This is a genomic window from Pseudomonas sp. KNUC1026, from assembly GCF_021650705.1.
GTDB lineage: Bacteria > Pseudomonadota > Gammaproteobacteria > Pseudomonadales > Pseudomonadaceae > Aquipseudomonas.
Genome location: NZ_CP087138.1, coordinates 2,787,901 through 2,808,236 on the forward strand (window position 1 = coordinate 2,787,901; position 20,336 = coordinate 2,808,236).

Annotated in this window: 16 protein-coding genes and 4 pseudogenes; 6 read left to right on the forward strand and 14 right to left on the reverse strand. The window is 65.8% G+C overall.

Annotated features, from left to right (window positions below; genetic code table 11):
* Window positions 1-31: 31 nt before the first annotated feature.
* Window positions 32-409 carry a hypothetical protein gene (locus tag LN139_RS12955; protein ID WP_236354059.1) on the forward strand — a complete coding sequence of 126 codons (378 nt, stop codon included), beginning with the start codon at window positions 32-34 and terminating at the stop codon, window positions 407-409.
* Here the strand turns inward: LN139_RS12955 and LN139_RS12960 are convergent, their stop codons facing one another.
* From LN139_RS12960 to LN139_RS12975, 4 genes and pseudogenes are all read right to left on the reverse strand, one after another.
* Entirely contained in the window at window positions 410-1,186 is a 777-nt protein-coding gene (locus LN139_RS12960) for an enoyl-CoA hydratase (protein ID WP_236354063.1), read from the reverse strand.
* A 13-nt stretch (window positions 1,187-1,199) separates the two neighbouring features.
* Entirely contained in the window at window positions 1,200-2,396 is a 1,197-nt protein-coding gene (locus LN139_RS12965; protein WP_236354064.1) for an acetyl-CoA C-acyltransferase, read from the reverse strand.
* Between the two features lie 16 nt (window positions 2,397-2,412).
* Window positions 2,413-3,161, reverse strand: a pseudogene (locus tag LN139_RS12970) (SDR family NAD(P)-dependent oxidoreductase).
* A gap of 73 nt (window positions 3,162-3,234) precedes the next feature.
* On the reverse strand, window positions 3,235-4,248 hold the full coding sequence (locus LN139_RS12975) for an AraC family transcriptional regulator (protein WP_236354067.1): 1,014 nt from the start codon (window positions 4,246-4,248) through the stop codon (window positions 3,235-3,237).
* A gap of 110 nt (window positions 4,249-4,358) precedes the next feature.
* On the opposite strand from LN139_RS12975, the gene LN139_RS12980 reads away from it, so the two are divergent.
* Together LN139_RS12980 and LN139_RS12985 are read left to right on the forward strand one after the other, a co-directional pair.
* Window positions 4,359-5,366: an alpha/beta fold hydrolase gene (locus tag LN139_RS12980; RefSeq protein ID WP_236354068.1), complete on the forward strand. Its 1,008-nt coding sequence runs from the start codon at window positions 4,359-4,361 to the stop codon at window positions 5,364-5,366.
* A gap of 19 nt (window positions 5,367-5,385) precedes the next feature.
* The gene (locus LN139_RS12985) at window positions 5,386-6,339 is read left to right on the forward strand and encodes a D-2-hydroxyacid dehydrogenase family protein (protein WP_236354069.1); all 954 of its coding nucleotides are present in this window, start codon (window positions 5,386-5,388) and stop codon (window positions 6,337-6,339) included.
* Window positions 6,340-6,390: 51 nt separating this feature from the next.
* Here the strand turns inward: LN139_RS12985 and metC are convergent.
* The 10 genes and pseudogenes from metC to LN139_RS13035 all read right to left on the reverse strand — a co-directional run bounded on the left by metC (window position 6,391) and on the right by LN139_RS13035 (window position 16,766).
* Window positions 6,391-9,059: pseudogene (metC, locus tag LN139_RS12990) on the reverse strand (cystathionine beta-lyase).
* Window positions 9,060-9,061: 2 nt separating this feature from the next.
* Window positions 9,062-9,694 (reverse strand): glutathione S-transferase family protein, encoded by a 633-nt coding sequence (locus LN139_RS12995; protein ID WP_236354072.1) that lies wholly within the window; start codon window positions 9,692-9,694, stop codon window positions 9,062-9,064.
* Entirely contained in the window at window positions 9,691-10,287 is a 597-nt protein-coding gene (locus tag LN139_RS13000; protein ID WP_236354077.1) for a cysteine dioxygenase family protein, read from the reverse strand. Before LN139_RS13000 ends, LN139_RS12995 begins: the two co-directional genes overlap by 4 nt.
* A gap of 13 nt (window positions 10,288-10,300) precedes the next feature.
* A pseudogene (locus LN139_RS13005) lies at window positions 10,301-11,117 on the reverse strand (amino acid ABC transporter ATP-binding protein).
* A complete protein-coding gene (locus tag LN139_RS13010; RefSeq protein WP_236354078.1) occupies window positions 11,104-11,778 on the reverse strand; it encodes an amino acid ABC transporter permease in 675 nt (224 codons plus the stop codon). Before LN139_RS13010 ends, LN139_RS13005 begins: the two are co-directional and overlap by 14 nt.
* Entirely contained in the window at window positions 11,768-12,499 is a 732-nt protein-coding gene (locus tag LN139_RS13015; RefSeq protein WP_236354081.1) for an amino acid ABC transporter permease, read from the reverse strand. Before LN139_RS13015 ends, LN139_RS13010 begins: the two co-directional genes overlap by 11 nt.
* On the reverse strand, window positions 12,496-13,710 hold the full coding sequence (locus tag LN139_RS13020) for an aminotransferase class I/II-fold pyridoxal phosphate-dependent enzyme (protein WP_236354084.1): 1,215 nt from the start codon (window positions 13,708-13,710) through the stop codon (window positions 12,496-12,498). The genes LN139_RS13015 and LN139_RS13020 overlap by 4 nt, the downstream gene beginning before the upstream one ends.
* Window positions 13,707-15,133, reverse strand: a pseudogene (locus tag LN139_RS13025) (FAD-binding oxidoreductase). The gene LN139_RS13020 and the pseudogene LN139_RS13025 overlap by 4 nt, the downstream one beginning before the upstream one ends.
* Window positions 15,130-15,957 (reverse strand): transporter substrate-binding domain-containing protein, encoded by an 828-nt coding sequence (locus LN139_RS13030; RefSeq protein WP_236354087.1) that lies wholly within the window; start codon window positions 15,955-15,957, stop codon window positions 15,130-15,132. The pseudogene LN139_RS13025 and the gene LN139_RS13030 overlap by 4 nt, the downstream one beginning before the upstream one ends.
* Before the next feature lie 11 nt (window positions 15,958-15,968).
* Window positions 15,969-16,766, reverse strand: coding sequence for a transporter substrate-binding domain-containing protein (locus tag LN139_RS13035; protein ID WP_236354091.1), 798 nt, complete (start codon window positions 16,764-16,766; stop codon window positions 15,969-15,971).
* A gap of 198 nt (window positions 16,767-16,964) precedes the next feature.
* On the opposite strand from LN139_RS13035, the gene LN139_RS13040 reads away from it, so the two are divergent.
* From LN139_RS13040 to LN139_RS13050, 3 genes are all read left to right on the forward strand, one after another.
* Entirely contained in the window at window positions 16,965-17,822 is an 858-nt protein-coding gene (locus tag LN139_RS13040; protein ID WP_236354094.1) for a LysR substrate-binding domain-containing protein, read from the forward strand.
* A gap of 291 nt (window positions 17,823-18,113) precedes the next feature.
* On the forward strand, window positions 18,114-19,412 hold the full coding sequence (locus tag LN139_RS13045) for an AAA family ATPase (RefSeq protein ID WP_236354096.1): 1,299 nt from the start codon (window positions 18,114-18,116) through the stop codon (window positions 19,410-19,412).
* Window positions 19,409-20,251 carry a retron system putative HNH endonuclease gene (locus tag LN139_RS13050; RefSeq protein WP_236354103.1) on the forward strand — a complete coding sequence of 281 codons (843 nt, stop codon included), beginning with the start codon at window positions 19,409-19,411 and terminating at the stop codon, window positions 20,249-20,251. The genes LN139_RS13045 and LN139_RS13050 overlap by 4 nt, the downstream gene beginning before the upstream one ends.
* Window positions 20,252-20,336: the final 85 nt, after the last annotated feature.

Sequence of the window (20,336 nt, forward strand, 5' to 3'; positions counted from 1 at the left end):
AGCCAGCACTCCATCGCTGGTCACACCGGACATGCTGCGCCGCTATCTGCACCCACGTGAAAACAGCGCGGCACCGCCTGAAAGCTGGTGGCAGGGGATGGGCAAGCGAGAGATGTACACCGTTGCCAATTGCCTGGGCGCCGTCGGGCAATGCACGGTCTGGAGCATGCCCATGACCCTGGAAGGCGAAGTCGCAGTGCTGCTGTTCGACCCCAAGGCGGGCAAGCTTTACCTGTTCGCGCAACGGCAAGGGCGTTGGGCAATCGCTGGCGCCGGTTATCTGAGCGAGAGCAATTTCGAGAAGGTCGGCAAGCTGCTGCTGGGCCAGCTGGGCACCCGGCCCAAGCGCTGGCTCGACCTCACCGTGGACGGCCAGCGCGTTCCGATCAATTACGACACCCAACCCTGATCAGCGGTGGCGAAACGCAGGAGGGCGTTTGTCGACGAACGCGGCCATGCCCTCCTTCTGATCTTCACTGGCGAATGTGGCATGGAACACCCGCCGCTCGAAGCGCACGCCTTCGCTCAGGCTCACTTCGAACGCACGGTTGACGCTCTCCTTGACCATCATCGCCACCGGCAACGACTTCTCCGCGATGACCGCAGCGACCTTCAGCGCCTCCTCGATCAAGGTTTCGCGCGGGACCACTCGCGCCACCAGGCCGGCGCGCTCAGCCTCTTCGGCATCCATCAGGCGCCCGGTCAGGCACAGCTCCATCGCTTTGGCCTTGCCCACTGCGCGGGTCAGGCGCTGGGTGCCGCCCATGCCGGGCAATACACCCAGGTTGATTTCCGGCTGGCCGAAGCGGGCGTTGTCGCCGGCCAGGATGAAGTCGCACATCATCGCCAGCTCGCAGCCGCCCCCCAGGGCGTAGCCGGCAACGGCGGCGATCAGCGGCTTGCGACGTGCGGCCACGCGGTCGGCTTCGTGGAACAGGTCGTCCATGTAGATGCCCGGGTAGCTCAGGCCGGCCATTTCCTTGATGTCGGCGCCGGCCGCAAAGGCCTTTTCGGAACCGGTGATGACCACACAGCCGATGCCGGCATCACGCTCGAAGGCGTCGAGGGCCTGGTTGGTCTCCGCGACCAGCTGGGCGTTGATGGCATTGAGCGCCTGCGGGCGGTTCAGGGTGATCAGGCCGACGCGGCCATGGGTTTCGACAAGAATGCTCTGGTATTGGGACATGCTGGGCTCCGTGTCAGTCAGGGATTTCCAGGGCCATGGCGGTGGCTTCGCCGCCGCCGATGCAGATGGCCGCCACGCCGCGGCGCAGCGAACGCTGGCGCAGGGCGTGGATCAGGGTCACAAGGATACGCGCACCCGAGGCGCCGATGGGATGGCCCAGGGCGCAGGCACCGCCGTTGACGTTGACGCGTGCAGGGTCGAGCTGCAACCGCTGGATCGCCGCGAGCGCTACCACCGCGAAGGCTTCGTTGATTTCGAACAGGTCCACGTCACCCTGCGCCCAGCCCACTTTGGGCAGAAGCCGCTGGATTGCCCCGACCGGCGCCAGCGGGAACAACCCGGGCGCATCGGCATGCACCGCATGCCCGCGAATGACTGCCAGCACCGGCGCGCCCAAGGTTTGAGCCTGGCTCTGGCGCATCATCAACAGAGCAGCAGCGCCATCGGAAATGGAGCTGCTGTTGGCGGCGGTCACGGTGCCACCCTCGCAAAACGCAGGCCGCAGCTCGGGGATTTTTTCCGGGCGGGCCTTGGGCGGCTGCTCATCGTGCCTGACCTTCACCGCCTGCTTGCCCACATGAGTGTCAAGGCCCACGACTTCAGCGTTGAAGGCTCCGCTCTCGATGGCCTCGCGCGCTCGTTGCAGCGAACTCAGCGCCCATTGGTCCTGCGCCTGGCGGCCGATACCCTCGGCACTGGCGCAGTCTTCGGCAAAGGTGCCCATGAGCCGGCCCTTGTCGTAGGCATCCTCCAGGCCATCGAGAAACATGTGGTCCAGCACCTGGCCGTGGCCCATGCGATAGCCCGCCCGCGCCTTGGGCAGCAGGTAAGGCGCGTTGCTCATGCTTTCCATGCCGCCGGCGAGCACCACCTCGGCGCTGCCGGCCAGCAGTTGGTCATGGGCGAAGATGGCGGCCTGCATACCTGAGCCACACATCTTGTTCAAAGTGGTGCAGGCCACACCCAGCGGCAAACCGGCACCCAATGCCGCCTGGCGCGCCGGCGCCTGGCCAAGCCCGGCGGGCAGCACACAACCCATCAGCACCTGTTGCACTGCCTCGGCAGCCACGTGCCCGCGTGCCAGCGCCGCCGCCAGCACCGCGCTGCCCAACTGCGGCGCGCTGAGGCTGGCAAGGCTGCCTTGCAAGGCGCCCATCGGGGTGCGTACAGCGGCGGCGATCACCACCGGGTCTTGTTCGATCGTAGCCATGTAACCTCCTCTGAGCTCAGCGCGCGCCCATGCGCAGCGCGCCATCCAGGCGAATGACCTCACCGTTGAGCATGTCGTTCTCGATGATGTGCGCGGCGAGCGCGGCGTACTCTTCCGGCCGGCCCAGGCGCGGCGGGAACGGCACATCGGCGCACAGGCCCGCACGTACCTCTTCGCTCATGCCGGCCATCATCGGGGTTTCGAACACACCCGGTGCGATGGTGACCACGCGAATGCCATGGCGCGCCAGCTCGCGGGCCGCCGGCAAGGTGAGGCTGGCGACCGCGCCTTTCGACGCTGCATAGGCCAGTTGCCCCACCTGGCCCTCGAACGCCGCAACCGAAGCGGTGTTGATGATCACGCCCGGCGGCCCTGGTCGTCGGCCGGCGTGCTGGCAATGGCCTCGGCGGCCAGGCGCATCAGGTTGAAGGTGCCGAGCAGGTTCACCTGCAGCACGCGGTTGAAACTCTCCAGCGCGTGCACGCCCTGGCGCCCGAGCAGCTTTTCGCCATGCACGATCCCGGCGCAGTTGATCACCCCGTGCAAAGGGCCGGCACCGGCCAGGGCGGCGCGCACCTGCGCCTCGTCAGTGACGTCGGCCACCGCACAGGCCTGGCCGAGCGCCTCGGCCTGCTGGCGCAGGGTGGTTTCATCGCGGTCGAGCATCAGCACGCGGGCATCGCGCGCCACCAGCCATCTGGCGGTGGCCAGGCCCAGCCCGGAGGCAGCGCCGCTGATGGCGAACAGGTGATCGGCAATGTGCATCGGCAAGCTCCTTGGTGACCGTTGGCTGGCCCATGCTTGCCTGGCTTGCCGCGTGCAGCAATGGCAAGGCCGTTCAGGCTGGCTGAGCACTCTGGCCAGTGCCCTGCATCAGTTGCCGGTAATGCCCGGGGTTGCAGCCGTACCACTTCAGAAACGCTCGGTAGAACGAACGGCCATCGGCGAACCCCAGCCGCTCGGCCACCGCTTCGATGCTCAACCCATCGCGGGCGAGCCAGGCCAGAGCCAGCTCCTGGCGAACACTGTCCTTCAACGCCTGGAAACGCTCGCCCTGCTCCGCCAGGCGCCGGCGCAGCGTGGCCGGCGACATGCCCAGCGACGCCGCCAGCTGCGCCGCCTCCGGCCAGTCGGCCGGGGCCAGCGCCGCCAGTTGGCTACGCACCTGCCGGGCCAGGCTGGAGGGGTCGCGGTATTTGACCAGCAGGTTGCCCGGGGCCTGGGCCATGAACGCTGCCCACTGCGCATGATCGCGGCGAACCGGCAGCTGCAGGCACTGCGCCGGGAACACCAGGCGGTTGCTGGCCTGGCCGAAGGCCAATTGCTCGCCGAAAAACCGCCGGTAGTCATCCAGATAACCGGGGGCAGGTGCGCGCAGCGACACCGCCAGTATCGGCACCCGCTGCCCGGCCAGCCAGCACAGCACGCCATGCAGGATCATCCACAGGGTGAAACAGGCAAAGGGCCGTGCCGGTGTGGCCTCAGCCTGCTCCAGTGTGACCGTCGCCAGGCTGCCGTGCACGGCCAGCTGCGGCCGCAGGCCCGCCAGCATCAACCCGGCAAATTCGCAGGCCTGCTCCAGCCCGGGTTGCACGCGAGGCTGGGCCATGGCGGCCTTGAGCATGAAAGCCAGGCTGCCGGTGCGCAGTGGGCCTTGGGCCATGCCGAAGAATTCGTCGCCGGTGCGCAGTGCCACGGCACGCCACAATGCCCCGTAGGCCGCCGCCGGCACGCGCTCGCAGCCTTCATCGATGCCGACCCCGGCCAGGCAGTCGGCATGTTCCGGAGCGGGCAGCGCCTGAGCGAGGGCTTCGCGCACCAGGTGCATGGAAATGGTGTCCTTGTCGGCCATGGCCTGTGTCGTCGTCCTGAGGGCAATTCTGGCAATCATAGAGCCGCGCTGGCGCTGAACCAATGCCTCGCTGCGCCAGTCTCTGGCCTTACTCCCCAAAGGACCCAGCCATGAAACGCACCTGCGCCCTGCTGCTGGCCACGCTGCTGAGCAGCGCCGTGCTGGCTACCGAAAAGCCCCTGAGCTACGGCCCGCAACTGGAAGGTTTCGATTACCCCTACACCCTGCACCACTACAGCTTCGACTCCCAGGGCCAAACCCTGCAGATGGGCTACATGGACGTGGCCGCCAACACCAAGGCCAACGGCCAGACCGTAGTGCTGCTGCACGGCAAGAACTTCTGCGCCGCTACCTGGGAAAGCACCATCAAGGCCCTGAGCGATGCCGGCTACCGGGTGATCGCCCCTGACCAGGTCGGCTTCTGCAGCGCCAGCAAGCCCGAGCACTACCAGTACAGCTTCCAGCAACTGGCGCAGAACACCCATGCGCTGCTGGCAGACCTGGACGTGAAGGACCCCATCCTGCTCGGCCACTCCACCGGCGGCATGCTCGCCACCCGTTACAGCCTGATGTACCCCAACGAGGTGCAGCGCCTGGCGATGGTCAACCCCATCGGCCTGGAAGACTGGAAAGCCCTCGGGGTGCCCTGGCGCTCGGTGGACGACTGGCTGGAACGCGAGAGCAAGGTCGATGCGCAGAGCATCAAGGCGTATGAACAGCGCACCTATTCACGGCGGCCAGTGGAAGCCCGAATACGACCGCTGGGTGAACATGCTCGCCGGGCTCAACCAGGGCCCGGGCCACAACCTGGTGGCGTGGAACTCGGCGCTGGTCTACGACATGATCTTCACCCAGCCGGTGGTGTACGAATTCGGCAGCGTTCGCCAGCCCACCCTGCTGCTGATCGGCACTGCCGACACCACGGCCATCGGCAGCGACATCGCGCCGCCGGAGGTCGAAGCGCGGCTGGGGCATTACGACCAGCTCGGCCAGCAGGCGGCCAAGGCGTTCCCCACGCGACACTGGTGGAATTCCCCGGCATGGGCCACGCCCCGCAAATGGAAGACCCGGCACGCTTTCACCAGGCGCTGCTCAAATCGGCTGAACACCCTCAATAACCCGACATGGGAGCGGGCAATGTCCGAACTTCGCATCGCAGTGATCGACGACTGGCAAGACGTGGCGCAAGACATCGTGGACTGGTCCGCCTTGCAGCGCGTCGGGCAGGTCGAGTTTCTCCATGACTACCCGGCCGATACCGCCACCCTCGCCCAGCGCCTGGCGCCCTACGCGGTGGTCTGCGTGATGCGCGAGCGTACCCGCTTCGACGCCGAACTGCTCAAGGCCCTGCCCAACCTCAAGCTGCTGATGACCGGCGGCATGCGCAACGCTGCGCTGGATATCGATGCCGCCAAGGCCTTGGGCATTACCGTGTGCGGCACCGACAGCTATCGCCACGCCGCGCCCGAGCTGACCTGGACGCTGCTGATGGCGCTGAACCGCCGCCTGCTGGCCGAGGTGCTGTCGCTGCAAAGCGGCGGCTGGCAGATCGGCATTGGCGGCGACCTGCACGGGCGCACCCTGGGCCTGCTGGGCCTGGGCCAGATCGGCGCACGAGTGGCAGGCTTCGCCAAAGCGTTCGGGATGCGCGTGATCGCCTGGAGCCAGAACCTCACCGAAGAACGGGCCGCCGAGGTGGGTGTGGAGCGGGTCGATAAACAAGCGCTGTTCGAGCAGGCCGACATTCTCTCGGTGCACCTGGTGCTCAGCGAGCGCACCCGCCACCTGGTCGATGCCCAGGCACTGGCCTCGATGAAACGCGGCGCACTGCTGGTGAACACCTCGCGCGGGCCGATCGTCGATGAACAGGCGCTGATCGAGGCGTTGATCGAAGGCCGGCTGGGTGGCGCGGGGCTGGATGTGTTCGAGCAGGAACCGCTGCCGGCAAACCACCCGTTCAGGACCCTGCCCAATGTACTGGCCACCCCGCACATCGGTTACGTCAGCGAAAACAACTACCGGGTGTTCTATGGCCAGATGATCGAGGGCATTCTCGCCTGGGCGAACAACGCCCCGATCAGGCCGCTCTGAGCGCGGGTGCAGCGCGGGTGCAGCGCGGGCGCAGCGCGGGCGCAGCGCGACTCAACCGGCCACAGCGATCCCCTGCGCCAGGTCCGCCAGCAGCGACTCCACCGCTTCAAGGCCGATGTGCAACCGCACGATCAGCCCTTGCGGCGTGTAGCTGCCCTGGCGGTCCTCCTCCACCAGCGTGGCCAGGCTCTCGAAGCCACCCACGAGGCCCCTATGCCGAACAGGGCCAGCGCATCGACGAAGCGCTCCGCATCGAACCCGGCCACGAACTCCACCGACAGCAAACCGTTGCTGCCCGAAAAATCCCGCCGCCATAGCGCGTGCCCCGGATGCTCCGGCAAGGCGGGGTGGAACACCCGCAGCACCTGCGGCTGGGCCTGGAGCCAACGCGCCACCTCCAACGCACTGCGCTCGTGCTGGGCCAGCCGCGCCGGCAGGCTGCGCGCACCGCGCAGCACTAGGTAGGCGTCGTCCGGGCTGACCGTGTGGCCGAAGGTATCGGTGCTGCGCGACAACGCCGGGAACGCGGCCTGGGTGGTGGTCACGCTGCCCATCATCACGTCGCTGTGGCCGCCGATGTACTTGGTCAACGCCTGGATGCTGATGTCGGCGCCCAAGGCCAACGGGCGATACAGGTAGCCGGCACCCAGGTGTTATCCACCGCCAGCAGTGCATTGCGTGACCGGCACAGCGCGGCCAGTGCAGGTAAATCGAGCAAGTCGTACAAGGACGAGCCAGGGACTTCGGCGTACACCAGGCGCGTGTTGCCGCGCAGCAAGGCCTGCACGTCGCTGCCATCAGCGGCGTAGTAGTCGTACTCAATGCCGTAGGGCTTGAGAAACTCCTCGGCCAGGCGCCGCACCGGGGCATACACCGCCGAGGTGATAAGCACGTGATCCCCCGGGCGCAAGTACGCCAGCAGCACCTGCGCGGTGGCGGCCAGGCCGGTGGCGAACAGCCGGGTGCGGTAGCCGCCCTCGAGCTCGGTGACCAGGTCTTCGAGCGCATGGGCCGTGGGGTTGCCACGGGCGCCGTAGCTGAGCACTCGCTCCTGCTCGCGGCGCACCCGGGCCTGGCGCAGTTGCGCGGTGGTATCGAACAGCACCGTGCTCAGGCGTGCCACCGGCGGGTTGACCCCATGCGGCCCGGCAGGCTCCGGGCCTCGGCCGCCGTGCACCAGGCGCGTGGCGACAGGTTCGGCCTTGCCCAGTGGCCGGAAGCTCGCCCGCTCCCGCGCGGTCATCTGCGCCAGCAGCCCGGTTTCCCAGGCCAGGTACTGCCGAGCCGCCTGCTTGTTGCCCGCGTGGCGGTCGTGGGTGAAGAACAGAAAGTCGATGCGCTGGGCATCGGCCAGCGGGGCCCCGCCCTGCTCCAGCGCCAGGCCTTCCAGGCTCGGCAACCAGCGGGCCTGCGCCCGTTGAGATCAGGCAGCTCGGCAGCCGCCAGCGCCGCGACAGCCGGCTCAGGCGTGAGCAGCCAGAGCGGGCCGTCGATGCCCACGACATCAGCGCCAAGCCGGCTGCGGATGCTCCAGCGCGAACCCTCGATCCGCTGCTGAATGAATGCGGCACTGGCGCGCAGATCCACCACCGTGGCCGGGCCCTGCTCGGCACGCGGCAATGGCGTGATCGACGGCTGCCGGGAGGCCAGCTCAAGGCCAGTGGCCAAGCCGCCTTGCAGCACATACGCCTCATGCCCCAGTTGCCTGAGCCAACTGGCGACGATTGGCGCACGCACGCCATCGTCGTCCACCAGCACCACCCGCGCGCCGCGCACGCCGATGTACAGGTCGGTGCCTTGAATCAGTTGCCCGCCGGGCGCGTGCTGGGCACCGGGCAGCGAGCCCTGGGCGAACTCTTCCGGGGTGCGCACGTCGCACAGGAACAGGCTGCGGGAGGCATCGCTCGCCCACTCGATTACCTTCGCTGCGCCCACTGTCACAACCCCTGCCCGGCGCGCCAACTGCTCGGCCGCAGCGTGCAATGCAGCCGTTTCAACCGGTGCATCCGGGTAGTGGCGGTGTTGCCCATGTTCGAGCGGCAGATCGGCCAGGAACCAGCCTTGGGTGCCGTTTTCCAGCGCATAGACGGGATTGGGGATGCCCAGGTTGAGCAACGTCTGCGCCCCGATGATGCTGCGCGTGCGGCCCGCGCAATTGATCACGATCGGCGTGCTGGCATCGCCAACCATGGCCTGGGCACGCAGGCCCAGCTCGCCGTTGGGGCGGCGCACGCCGCCGGGGATGTTCATCTTGGCGAACTCCTCGCGCGGGCGGCCGTCGAGAATCGCCAGGGGCCGGCCATCGGCCTGCCACGCCGCGAGTTCCGTGGCACCGACGCTGGGCGTGTGGCAGGCATGCTCGATCAGCTCGCCAAAGGCCTTGGACGGCAAGTGCACACCGGCGAACAGCTCACGCCCACTGTGCTTCCAGCCCTGGGCACCGCCGTGCAACGCGCGCAGGTTTTGATACCCGCCGCGCGCAGGCGCGCCAGGGCGCGCACGGCCAACTCGCCGCCGGCCTCGTCGTACACCACCAGGCGCACGGCCGGGTTGGGCGCCAGCCGTGGCGCTTCGATTTCCAGCCGGCTGTACGGCAGGTTCACGCCGAAGAACAGGTGCGCCTCGCCGTACTGGCCGTGCTCGCGCACATCGAACAGCGCGATCTCTGCCCCATCGAACAGCCACTGTTCCAGCGTGTCGCTGGTGATCCACTCGCTCATGTTCACTCCAGCACCAATGATTTTTCCTGCGCGGCCACCTCGCGGCCGCGGGCATAGGCACGCTGCACCGCCGGGCGCGCCTTGATCCGCTCGCGCCAGGCGGCCACCGCCGGATAGCGCGCCAGCTCGATGCCCTGGCGGGCCGGCTGAATCCACGGAAAGATCGCGATGTCCGCCACCGAATGGTGGCCGGCCGCGTACTCGTGGGCCTGCAGCGCGCCCTCAAGCACGACGTACAACCGCTCGGCCTCGCGTTGCAGCATCTCCAGAGCAAACGGAATCGGCTCGGGGGCCCTTTCGCGGAACACCTGCAACTGGCTCAGGTAAGGCGTCACATGCCCCACTTGCCAGAACAGCCATTGCTGCACCTGCCAGTATTCGGCCGTGCCAACATCGGGCACCAAGGCGCCGCCCAGGTAATTGAGGACAGCACCGGACTCGAACAGCGACAGCCCACGCGCCTGATCGACGATCGCCGGAATGCGCCCGTTGGCACTGATGCGCTGGAACGCCTCAGCCTGCTGCGCGCCCTCGCGGATGTTCACCGGCACCAGCCGGTGCTCGATGCCCAGCTCTTCGACCAGGATGCCCACCTTCAGGCCATTGGCGGTGGGCCGGTAGTAAAGGTCGATCATGCGCCGTAGGCCTCGATGGACGGTTCCATCTGCGATTTGTTGTAGCCCACCACCCGGCCGCCTTCGAGCACGCCGTAGCGGCCCTCGAGCGATTCGAGCGGGCGGCCGTAGAGGTGAAAGTGCAGGGTCGGCGTGCTGCCACCCACCGCAATGCTGTGCAGGTCGTCGCCCAGGAACTGGATCGACTGCCCAGGCCTGACCACCACCTCGCGCTCAAGGCCCAGGCGGGCGAACGCCGGGTCGTTGCCGTCGTCTTCGCGCTGGTAGACCTTGTTCAGCTCTTCGCCATCGACCGCCACGATCACCGCCCAGGTTTCGTGGTTGTGCGGCGGCGTGCTTTTGCCCGGCAGCAGCGAGTTGAGGTAGAGCGTCGGAGTTTCGCCGTCGTCGTTGAGGCGGTAGCGGAAGGCGGTCTTGCCGTCGCCCGCCACCGGCGCAGGAAACTCATCGAAATTGAACAGGTCGCGGCGCTGCGCCAGCGCGTCGAGCAGGCCGGCAATGCGGGTGAGCTCGGCACGGCCCACGCCTTGGGCGTGGATGGCGCGCACCTGGTCGAGAAACGCCTGGATCACGGCAACACGGGGATGGCTCATGGTTTTGTCCTCATCAAACGCTCAGGTGATACGGGTTCAGGTTGCGCACGGTGTAGGGCTGCGGCGCACGCCGCGCAGGCTCGCCAAGTGCGTGCTGCAAAAGGCGCGGGTACGGGCCTGTTGCGGGTGGTTGAACAGTTGCTCGGCGCTGCCGTGCTCGGCGATCACGCCGTTTTCGGTGAAGAACACCTGGTCACTGATGTCTTCGGCAAAGCGCATTTCGTGGGTCACCAGCACACAGGTCATGCCCTCCTCGGTGAGTTCGCCGATCACCTTGAGCACCTCGCCGACCATTTCCGGGTCCAGCGCCGAGGTCACTTCATCGAACAACATCAGCTGCGGGCGCATGGCCAGGGCCCGGGCAATCGCCACGCGCTGCTGCTGGCCACCGGAGAGCTCGCCGGGAAACGCTGCGGCCTTGTGCTGCATGCGCACCTTTTCGAGCAGCGCCATCGCCTGCTCGCGCGCCTCGGCCTTGCCCAGGCCGAGCACCTTGCGCGGCGCCAGGGTGAGGTTGTCGAGCACGCTCAGGTGCGGGAAGAGGTTGTACTGCTGGAACACGAAGCCCACGCGCTGGCGCAATTGCCGCACCTCGGCCTCGCCGCGCAGGCGGTGCACGGCAGTGCCGGCCACCTCGATCTCGCCGCGCTGGGCGTGAGCAGGCCGGTAAGGCAACGCAGGATGGTGCTCTTGCCCGAGCCGGACGGCCCGATGATCGACACCGCCTGGCCACGCTGCACGTGCAGGTCGATGCCCTTGAGCACCTGGGCCTGGCCGAAGCTCAGGTGTACGTCGCGCACGCTCACCAAGGGCGTTTCAGTAGAAGGCATAGCGGCGCTCCAGGCGTTGGGTGAGTCGGGAAATGGGAAAGCACCAGGCGAAGAACAGCGCCAGCAGGCTGAAGTACATCAGCACCGTGAAGGGGATACGGTTGACCGTGTTGCTGGCGATCTGCGCCACGTCGATCACATCGTGCACGCCCACCAGCGAGGCGAGCGAGGTGCCCATGGTGATGATCGCGTAAAGGTTCATCCAAGGCGGCAACATGCGCTTGAAGCACTGCGGCAGGATCACCTGGCTGAACACCTGGGCGCGGGTCAGGGCCAGCGAATGCGCGGCCTCCCATTGGGTAGCCGGGATCGACCCGACCGCCCCGCGCAGGATTTCCGCCACGTTGGCACTGGCCGGCAAGGCCAGGCCCAGCGTCACTTTCAGCCAGTCGGGAAAGCTCAGGTAATGCCCGAACAGCTTCACCTCGAAGGGGAACACGTATGTGGTGAAGTAGATCAACACCAGCCACGGCGCATTGCGAAACAGCTGCACCCAGGCGCGCGCCAATGGCCGCAGCGGCGAGAAATTCAGGGCGCCGATCAACAGGCCTGCCACGCTGCCCAGCGCCATGGCGCTGAGGCTGATCAGCACGTTCTGGCCAAGGCCAGTGAGCAGCGCCGGCGCCCACTCCACCAGGGCGCCGAAAACATCATTGGCCATAACCGGGCATCCTCAGGCGGGTTTCGAGCCAGCGGCCCAGTGCATTGACGCAGAACCCCAGCGCCCCGTAGAAGGCCAGCAGCACGATCATCAGCTCGATCACGTTGTCGCTCTGGGTCCAGATCATGATCGAGGCGTAGGTGATGTCGTTGACGGCAATGGCCGAGGCCACGGCGGTCATCTTCACCAGGTCGATCAGGTTGTTGGTCAACGAAGGCAGCGCGAATCGCAAGGCCAGTGGCAGTTGCACATAGGCCAGCCGTTGCAGCGGGCTGAGCGCAAGTGACCCTGCCGCCTCCAGCGTGGTCGGCGGCACAGCCTGCAGGCCGGCACGCAGGGCCTCAGCGTGGAAGGCGCCCTTGTGCAAGGAAATCACGATCACCACCCAGGCGAACGGCGTGAACGGGTTGCCGGTGCCCACGGCCTGGGTAAGCAACATGTTCAGCACCAGAAACGCGCAATACAGCTGCACCAGCGTCGGCGTGTTGCGGGTGACCTCGACAAAGGCCCGCGCACCCCACGCCAGCCCCTTGCGCGGGCTCACCAGCGCCACCGCCAGCGCCAGGCCCACCAGCAGGCTGCCCAGGGCGCTGAGCACGCACAGCAACAGGGTGGTCAGCAGCCCGTCGAGCAGGTTGGCGCGGCTGAAGGCATCGAGCAGGAACTGAAAGTTCAGCCCCAGCCTGGCCAGCGCCGCTACCAGGCTTTGCAGCGTGCTCATGGCGCGGCCTCGCGCAGCTCGGCGCAGGCCCGCGCCACGCGCACGCCGGCCTCGGCCACGGCTTCAAGGCCGGTGGCGATGGAAAAGCGCACCCAGGGCGAAAGCCCGTAGGCGCTGCCGGCGATGGCCGCCACGCCGTGCTCCAGCAGCCAGACGGCAAGGTCGTCGTCGCTGCCGATGCACAGGCCATCGGGGCGGTAGCGGCCGATCACGCCGGCGCAGCGCACGAACACGAAAAAGCCGCCGTCGGGCACCAGCACTTCAAGGCCCGGCGCCTCAGCCAAGGCCGCTATCAAGGCATCCCGGCGTGCCTGATAGGCCGCCACCTGCGGTGGCAGAAACCCGAGCCCGCCGTCGAACGCCGCCAGCGCAGCGGCCTGGCTGACCGAGCTGGCCCCGGAGGCCGCCTGCGATTGCACCACAGTCATGGCCTTGATCAAAACGGCGGGCGCGGCGCCGAAGCCGATACGCCAGCCGGTCATGGCGTAGGTTTTCGACACCCCGCCCACCAGCAGGCTGCGCTCGCGCAATTCCGGGGCGAGGTTGAGCAGGTTGCTCGGCGTGCCGCCGTCGAAGCGGATGTGCTCGTACAGCTCGTCGAGCAGCACCCATACCTGCCGGTGGCGGCGCAGCACGGCGGCCAGCGCCAGCAGCTCGGCCTGGCTGTACAGCGCGCCGCTGGGGTTGCCCGGGTTGTTCAGCACCAGCCAGCGGGTGCGCGGGGTGATGGCTGCCTCCAGTTGCTCAGGCAGCAGCTTGCAACTCTGCGCCAGCTCACAGGCCAGCAGCACCGGAGTGCCGCCATTGAAGCGCACCGCATCGGGAAAGGTCGGCCAGTACGGCGTGGGGACGATCACTTCGCCGCCCTCGTCCGGGGTCGCGGCGAAGGCGTTGAAGATGACCTGCTTGGCGCCGTTGCCGATGAACACCTCCGGCAGCGAGTAGGCCAGGCGGTTCTCCCGTTCGAGCTTGGCCAGCACCGCCTCGCGCAGCGCCTGGGTGCCAGGGGTAGCGGTGTACTTGGTGGCGCCCGCCTGGATCGCCGCCCAGGCGGCTGCCTTGATGTGCTCGGGGGTGTCGAAGTCCGGCTCGCCGGTGGTGAGGTCGAGGATGTCGCGGCCGGCGGCACGCAGCTCGGTGGCGCGGGCCTTGGCGGCGGCATTGGGTGACAGGTCGACGCGCTGCACGCGCCGGGACAGCTTCAGGGTCATGGGTACACCTGCGGGGCGATGACTTTGCCCGGGTTGAGGCGGTTGTGCGGGTCCAGCGCCTGCTTGAGGCGGCGCATCAGGTTCAGCTCCACCATGCTCTTGTAGCGCGGCAACACATCGCGCTTGCGCAGGCCGATACCGTGCTCGGCGCTGATCGAGCCGCCGTGGGCGTGCACGGTGTCGTGCACCACCTCGCTGAGCGCTTCGTAGCGGGCCATGTGCGCGTCCACACTCATGCCCTGCGGGGCGGCGATGTTGTAGTGCAGGTTACCGTCGCCCAGGTGGCCGAAGGTGTAGTGGCGCACACCGGGAAAGGCAGCCGCCAGGCGCTCGGCGCTGGCGGCGAGAAAGCCTCCATGCGCGAGAGCGGCAGCGAGATGTCGTGCTTCATGTTGCGCCCCTCGCGGGCCTGGGCCTCGCTCATGTGCTCGCGCAACAGCCACATCGCCTGGCGCTGGGCCAGGCTCTGGGCAACGCTGGCATCAAGGATCACTTCGCGCTCCAGGGCCTGTTCGAGCAAAGCTTCCAGGCGCGCGTTTGCTGCCTCCGGCGCGCCGTGGTCGGAGAGGTCGAGCAAGGCGTACCAAGGGGCCTGCAAGGTGTCGAAGGGCAAGCGGCTGCCGGGCATCTCCCGCGCTACCAGCGCAAGGCATTCGGCACCCATCAGTTCGAAGCCGGTGAGCGCAGCGCTCAAAACCTGGCGGGCCAGGCCCAGCAGCTCGATGGCCGCGCCCAGGCTCGGCAGCGCCACATAGGCGGCAGCGTGAGCGCTGGGCAAGGGATACAGCTTGAGCGTTGCAGCGGTAATGATCCCCAGCGTGCCCTCGCTGCCGATGTAGAGGTCGCGCAGGTCGTAGCCGGTATTGTCCTTGCGCAGGCCGCGCAGGCCATGCCATACCTCGCCTTCGGCAGTGACCACCTCCAGCCCCAGGCACAACTCGCGGGCGTTGCCGTAGCGCAGCACGGCAGTGCCGCCGGCGTTGGTGCCCAGGTTGCCGCCGATCGTGCAACTGCCCTCGGCGCCCAGGCTCAGCGGAAACAACCGCCCTGCCCGCTCGGCCGCCAGTTGCACCTCGCGCAGGATGCAGCCGGCTTCCACCGTCAGGGTGTCGTTGGCCGCATCCACCTCGCGCACCGCGTTCATCCGCTCCAGGCTCATCAGCACCGCGCGGCCGCTGGCATCGGGCGTGGCGGCGGCCATCAGCCCGGTGTTGCCGCCCTGCACCACCACGCAGGCATCGAAATCGGCGCACAGGCGCACCACCGCCGCGACTTGCTCGGTGCTGGCCGGGCGCACGAAGGCACGGGCGCTGCCGTGATAGCGGCGGTGCTTGTCGCTCAAGCGGCTGCCGGCAGCTTCACCGGGTTGGGCATAGCGCTCGCCGAGCAGGCTCTGCAAGGCGGTGAGCAAGGTATCGCTCATTGCAGAGCCTGCGCGTCTTTGTATTTCTCATGCAGCGCGTAGAGCGCCGCCGAGGGCTCCATGCCGGTGCGTTTGCCCAGCTCGATCAGCCAGCCGCTGCGATGCCAGTCGCGGATGATCGCGTCGAGCCGGGCCTGGAAGTCGTGCTCGCCCTTGCGCACCCACATCACCGAATCCGAGGGGATCAGCTCGCTGGGCAGCGGGGTTTCGAAATCCGCCCACTCGGCCTGCTCGAGCAGGTCACGCATGGTCGGGGCCACGTGTACCGCTGCCACACAGCCATTACCGCGCAGGGTCAGCAGCGATTCGCTCTGGCTGCGGAAGGCCTTGATCACCGCGCCGTACTGCTCCTGCAACGGGGCGATGAAGTTGCTGCCCTGGGACACGCACACCGGTTTGCCCTTGAGGTCAGCCCATTGATGGATGCCCGCGCCCTTGCGGATCACCGCCGCGCCACCGACCTGCTCGTAGGGCGTTGGCGGGTAGTCGAGGATCTGCGCGCGCTCCTCGGTGTATTGCATGTTGGCGATCAGCACATCGACCTTGCCCTGTTGCAAGAACTGCACGCGGTTGGGTGGCAGCACCGCCACGGTCTGCACTGGCACGCCCAGGCGCTTGCCCAGTTCGTTGGCCAGTTCCACGTTGTAGCCCACTGGCTGCTGAGTCTTGGGGTCGAGGGTGCCGAACGGCAGGCCGGTGAGCATCACGCCCACGCTCAGGCTGTGGCGCTCGTTGATCTTGTCCAGCGTGGCGCCAGCGTGGGCGGCGGCGCAGGCCAGCGCAAGCAAGGGCGCCAACAGGTGGCGAAAGGTTTTGAGGGTCATGGCAAGGTCCCTTACAGGCCGAACTGGTCAGCGGCCATTGGCTCGATCTGATGTTGTTTCTCGGCCTGCACCAGCCAGCCGCTGGTGTGCCATTGCTTGACCACCGGGTCGAGCCTGGCCTGGGTGTCGGCCTCGCCCAGGCGGGTCCAGATCACCGACGGCGCCGGGTTCAGTTGTGGCTCCAGCGCGGTGTAGCCCTTCCAGTCCGGGTTGCTCGCCAGCAGTGGCTTGACCAGCGTGGCGTCGTGCACGGCCGCCACGCAGTTACCGCCGTGCAGCGCCAGCAGCGAGTCGGCCGAGCCTTTGAAGGCTTTGATGTCGGCGCCGTATTCGGTCAACGCCTTGATATAGCTGCTGCCCTGTGAAGTGCACACCGGCTGGCCCTTGAGGTCGGCCCAGGCCTTGATCGGGCTGCCCGGTGGCAACGCGGCGGTGCCGCCCACCTTGTAGAACGGCGTGGGCACATGGCCCAGGAGTTGGTCACGCTCGGGGTTCCACTCCATGTTCGCGATCAGCAGGTCGACCTTGCCCTGTTGCAGAAACTGCACGCGGTTGGCCGGCAGCACCGAGACCAGCTCCACCTTCACCCCCAGTGCCTTGCCCAGGGCATTGGCCATGTCGACATTCAGCCCCACCGGCTGCTGGGTGTTGGGGTCGAGCGCGCCGAAGGGGCCACCGGAGAGCATCACGCCCACATTGAGTTGCTGGCGCGCCTGGATGCGCTCCAGCGTAGCGTCGGCCTGCGCCGTGGCAGCGGCCAGCCCGAGGGCCAGGCAGAGGGAAAGCGGAAGAAAACGAACGGCGCCCATGCAAAGCTCCTGGTCAAGCGGCCATTGGAAAGTGGCGCGATGCTAGGAGCCGAGCGGCGATTCGGGGAAATGAAAAGATTGCCTATTCTTATAACTCAAAAAAGAGGCGCTGCCAGTTGCCCCGGTTTTGTTGGCCTGCTAGAACATGCAGCCACCAAATTCATAAACACCCTTTATGTTTTATTCCGCGAGCGTGATATGACCGCCACCCTTGACCTGGACCTGCTACGCACTTTCGTAACCGTCGCCCAGGCCGCCAGCTTTGCAGAAGCCGGCCGCACCCTGGGCCGCACTCAGGCATCGGTCACCCAGCACATGCAGCGCCTGGAGCAGCAAGTGGGCGCCACCCTGCTGCGCAAGGAAGGCCGCAACAAGCACCTCACCGATGCCGGCCGGCAATTGCTCAACCACGCCCGGCAGATGCTCGCCCTCAATGACGAAGCGCTGGCCTCGCTCAATCAGGGCGGCCCGAGCGGCGTGCTGCGCATCGGCTCCCCGCACGACATCGCCGACACCATCCTGCCGCCGCTGCTCACGCGCATTGCCCGCGCGGCACCCAACCTGCGCCTGGAGATCGACGTCGGCCGCAGCCCGTTCCTGATGGAAGACCTGCACCGCGGCAAGATCGACATGGCCATCTCCACCCGCTTCGACGACCGCCTGCAAGGCGTTGCGCTGCGCACCTCGCCGGTGTGGTGGATCTGCGCGGCCAACTACCGCCACAGCCCCGGCCAACCCCTGCCGCTGGTGCTGGTGGACGAACCCAGCATCTACCGCCGCTACGCCCTCGAAGCACTGGAGCGCGAAGGCATCGCCTGGCGCCAGGCCTACGCGGCGTCGAACCTGATCGGCATCAAGGCCGCTGTGCGTGCAGGGCTGGGCATCACCCCGCGCAGCATGGAGCTGCTCGGGCCTGATATGCGTGTGCTGGGGGAGCATGAGGGGCTGCCGCGCTTGCCGGAGGTGACGTATTACCTGTGGGTGAGGCGGCATGTGGCGAGCGGGTTGGTGCGGCGGGTGTTCGAATTGGTGAGTGATGGGTTTGGGGGAAGTTGAGAATCACAGCGCGAGACACCTTTGCGGTGTATGGGTCGGATGATTCTGCCCGTTCAATTCGCCGCTGAGCATCCATGAGCTCAGACGCCGTACGCTTGGGTGTGGTGGGCCTGCTTCGTATGCTCAGGAATGAGAGTAGGCATTACCTGACCTGTACGGGTTTTATTTGGCCGGATAGCGCCGGTGCTCAGTGGAGTGAGTACGGTTCAAGTTCGCTCAATGCCCCGCAAACCCAAGGTTTTTTATTCGACCAGGGGGTAAGATAAGCGCCATGAGTTTAGGGAAACCTTCATGAAAATAAAGCAGTTAACGCTCACTCACTACCGCCGGTTTCGAAGTTTTCGAATTGATTTCGACGAGCAGGTGACGGTATTGGTAGCGCGCAATGGGGCGGGCAAATCCAGCATCCTGGATGCTCTGGCCACAGCGTTGGGGCTCTACCTCACTCGGCTGCCCGGGGTTTCCGGCATCAGCCCTCGGGAAACCGATTTTCAGGTAGATCCCGACGGCAGCAAACCAGCCTACATGCGCATCGAGTGCGAAAGCTTCAGTGGTGTGAAATGGGACAGAACCGAGAAGCGTGACAAAAGCGCCAAAACCGAAAAACAGATCCCCCCTGCGATGGGCCACAAGGCGCTCATGAACACCGTAGACGCTGTGGTCGATGCCCATAATGAAGGCCGTGATTATTCGCTGCCGATTTTTGCGCACTACGGTACCAACCGCGCCGTGTTCGATATTCCGCAGCGCAAACGCGCGTTCAAGAACGCCTTCAGCCGCTTCGATGCATTCGACGGCGCTTTGCAAGGCCGAGCCAACTTCAAGCGTTTGATCGAGTACTTCTACTTCCTTGAAGACTGTGAGAACCGAGAGCACAAAGCCCGAGCAAGCTTCGCTTACGAACATCCCGAGTTGCGCGCCATCCGCCAGGCTATCAGCCGGCTCATGCCTGCCTTCACTCAACCGCGCAGTGTTTACCCTGCTGGGTTGATGGTGAACTGGACAGTGGATAATACGGTCAAGCAGCTGAGAATCGAACAACTCAGCGACGGCTACCGCACCACCTTGGCAATGGTGATGGACATTGCCGCCAGAATGGCTGAAGCCAATCCCGCCAGCGAGGAACCGCTGAACACTGAAGGGGTGATCCTTATTGATGAAGTGGATCTGCATCTTCACCCTGGCTGGCAACAGCAGATACTTCCCGACCTGATGAAAACGTTCCCTAACGTCCAATTCATTGTGACCACCCATAGCCCCCAGGTCGTAAGCTCGGTCAAGCCTGAATCGCTCAGAGTCATTGACTGGCAAGGCGAAGAAGCCCGGCTCATCCCGGTCAATTTTTCGTTTGGCGCAGAGTCTCAGCAAATGCTGACACAAGTATTGGGTGTTGAACCACGCAGCCCGGTCAAAATCGTGCAGCAGTTATATGAGTATCAACAGTTGGTTGCAGAGAACCAGTGGGATTCGGACCGAGGCCTTGAGCTACGTCGGATATTGGATGATTGGGGCGCGGAATACGAACCCGAGTTACTGCGTCTGGAGATGGATATACGGCTCAAGGCGCTTGATCGGGATCAACTCCCATGAAGAACGTTGCAAAAGGTGTGTCGCCCCTTGCGCTAAGTAACTATGTTGCAGTTATGCCATCCAATAGCTGGGAGCAGTTCAAGAAATCAAAAGCCCGTCGCCTTGCATTGCAAGCGAGGTTGTTACTTGATCAGGGCGGGCTGTGCGCCTATTGCGAGATTGACTTGAAACCTGCGTGCCCGCTTGGGGAGGCAGACCTGCGAGTCGAACATTTTCACCCCAAGTCAGATGGCGCCACTGGACACAACTGGCATCTCGACTGGCAGAACTTGCTTGCGACTTGCCACGGGGGATCCAGGCCGGATGTGGTAGATGCCGCGCAACGGCATACATCACCTGACCATACCTGTGATGTGCCCAAAGGCGATCACAATTGGGACAACGTCATCCTGAACCCACTCGGGCTTCCTCATACACCTGGCCTTTTCAGCTATGAGCGCAGCAGTGGTTCGATGAAGGTCGATTCTGGTAAATGCAGAACGGCGGCAGTGGATGCGGTAAGGGCGCAAGAAACCATAAACAGGCTGGCGCTCGACAGCCCTCGCCTGCGCGGCTTTCGCAAAGCGGCACTGGATCGCATCAACCAACAACTGATCACCATGGTTCAAGCCGGCCAGCCTCTTGAAGCTGCTCGCCAGGATCTCGCCCGCGTGCTTTTGGCCAAAAATGCAAACCATCACTGGCCACCTTTTTCTCGGCTATTCGCAATTATCTGGGCGCAGCAGCAGAGCAGCAGTTGGCCGCAACAGGCTACGTTGGCTAGGCTCTGTATGAAATGTATTCCAGCGAAGGCCAGGCAAGGCGAAAGCAGGGGAGGAAGCGGAGTTTACTGGTTGTAAATGAGCATTCCGACCGGGCTCGCGATCGAGCCTGTTTTCAACGCGGCATGGGCGAGCTGGGATGCATTTCGTACAGAGCCTAAGA

Coding starts and splice junctions, on each gene's coding strand:
- LN139_RS12955 (WP_236354059.1), top strand. CDS start 32: ATGCTGCGCCGCTATCTGCACCCACGTGAAAACAGCGCGGCACCGCCT.
- LN139_RS12960 (WP_236354063.1), bottom strand. CDS start 1,186: ATGTCCCAATACCAGAGCATTCTTGTCGAAACCCATGGCCGCGTCGGC.
- LN139_RS12965 (WP_236354064.1), bottom strand. CDS start 2,396: ATGGCTACGATCGAACAAGACCCGGTGGTGATCGCCGCCGCTGTACGC.
- LN139_RS12975 (WP_236354067.1), bottom strand. CDS start 4,248: ATGGCCGACAAGGACACCATTTCCATGCACCTGGTGCGCGAAGCCCTC.
- LN139_RS12980 (WP_236354068.1), top strand. CDS start 4,359: ATGAAACGCACCTGCGCCCTGCTGCTGGCCACGCTGCTGAGCAGCGCC.
- LN139_RS12985 (WP_236354069.1), top strand. CDS start 5,386: ATGTCCGAACTTCGCATCGCAGTGATCGACGACTGGCAAGACGTGGCG.
- LN139_RS12995 (WP_236354072.1), bottom strand. CDS start 9,694: ATGATCGACCTTTACTACCGGCCCACCGCCAATGGCCTGAAGGTGGGC.
- LN139_RS13000 (WP_236354077.1), bottom strand. CDS start 10,287: ATGAGCCATCCCCGTGTTGCCGTGATCCAGGCGTTTCTCGACCAGGTG.
- LN139_RS13010 (WP_236354078.1), bottom strand. CDS start 11,778: ATGGCCAATGATGTTTTCGGCGCCCTGGTGGAGTGGGCGCCGGCGCTG.
- LN139_RS13015 (WP_236354081.1), bottom strand. CDS start 12,499: ATGAGCACGCTGCAAAGCCTGGTAGCGGCGCTGGCCAGGCTGGGGCTG.
- LN139_RS13020 (WP_236354084.1), bottom strand. CDS start 13,710: ATGACCCTGAAGCTGTCCCGGCGCGTGCAGCGCGTCGACCTGTCACCC.
- LN139_RS13030 (WP_236354087.1), bottom strand. CDS start 15,957: ATGACCCTCAAAACCTTTCGCCACCTGTTGGCGCCCTTGCTTGCGCTG.
- LN139_RS13035 (WP_236354091.1), bottom strand. CDS start 16,766: ATGGGCGCCGTTCGTTTTCTTCCGCTTTCCCTCTGCCTGGCCCTCGGG.
- LN139_RS13040 (WP_236354094.1), top strand. CDS start 16,965: ATGACCGCCACCCTTGACCTGGACCTGCTACGCACTTTCGTAACCGTC.
- LN139_RS13045 (WP_236354096.1), top strand. CDS start 18,114: ATGAAAATAAAGCAGTTAACGCTCACTCACTACCGCCGGTTTCGAAGT.
- LN139_RS13050 (WP_236354103.1), top strand. CDS start 19,409: ATGAAGAACGTTGCAAAAGGTGTGTCGCCCCTTGCGCTAAGTAACTAT.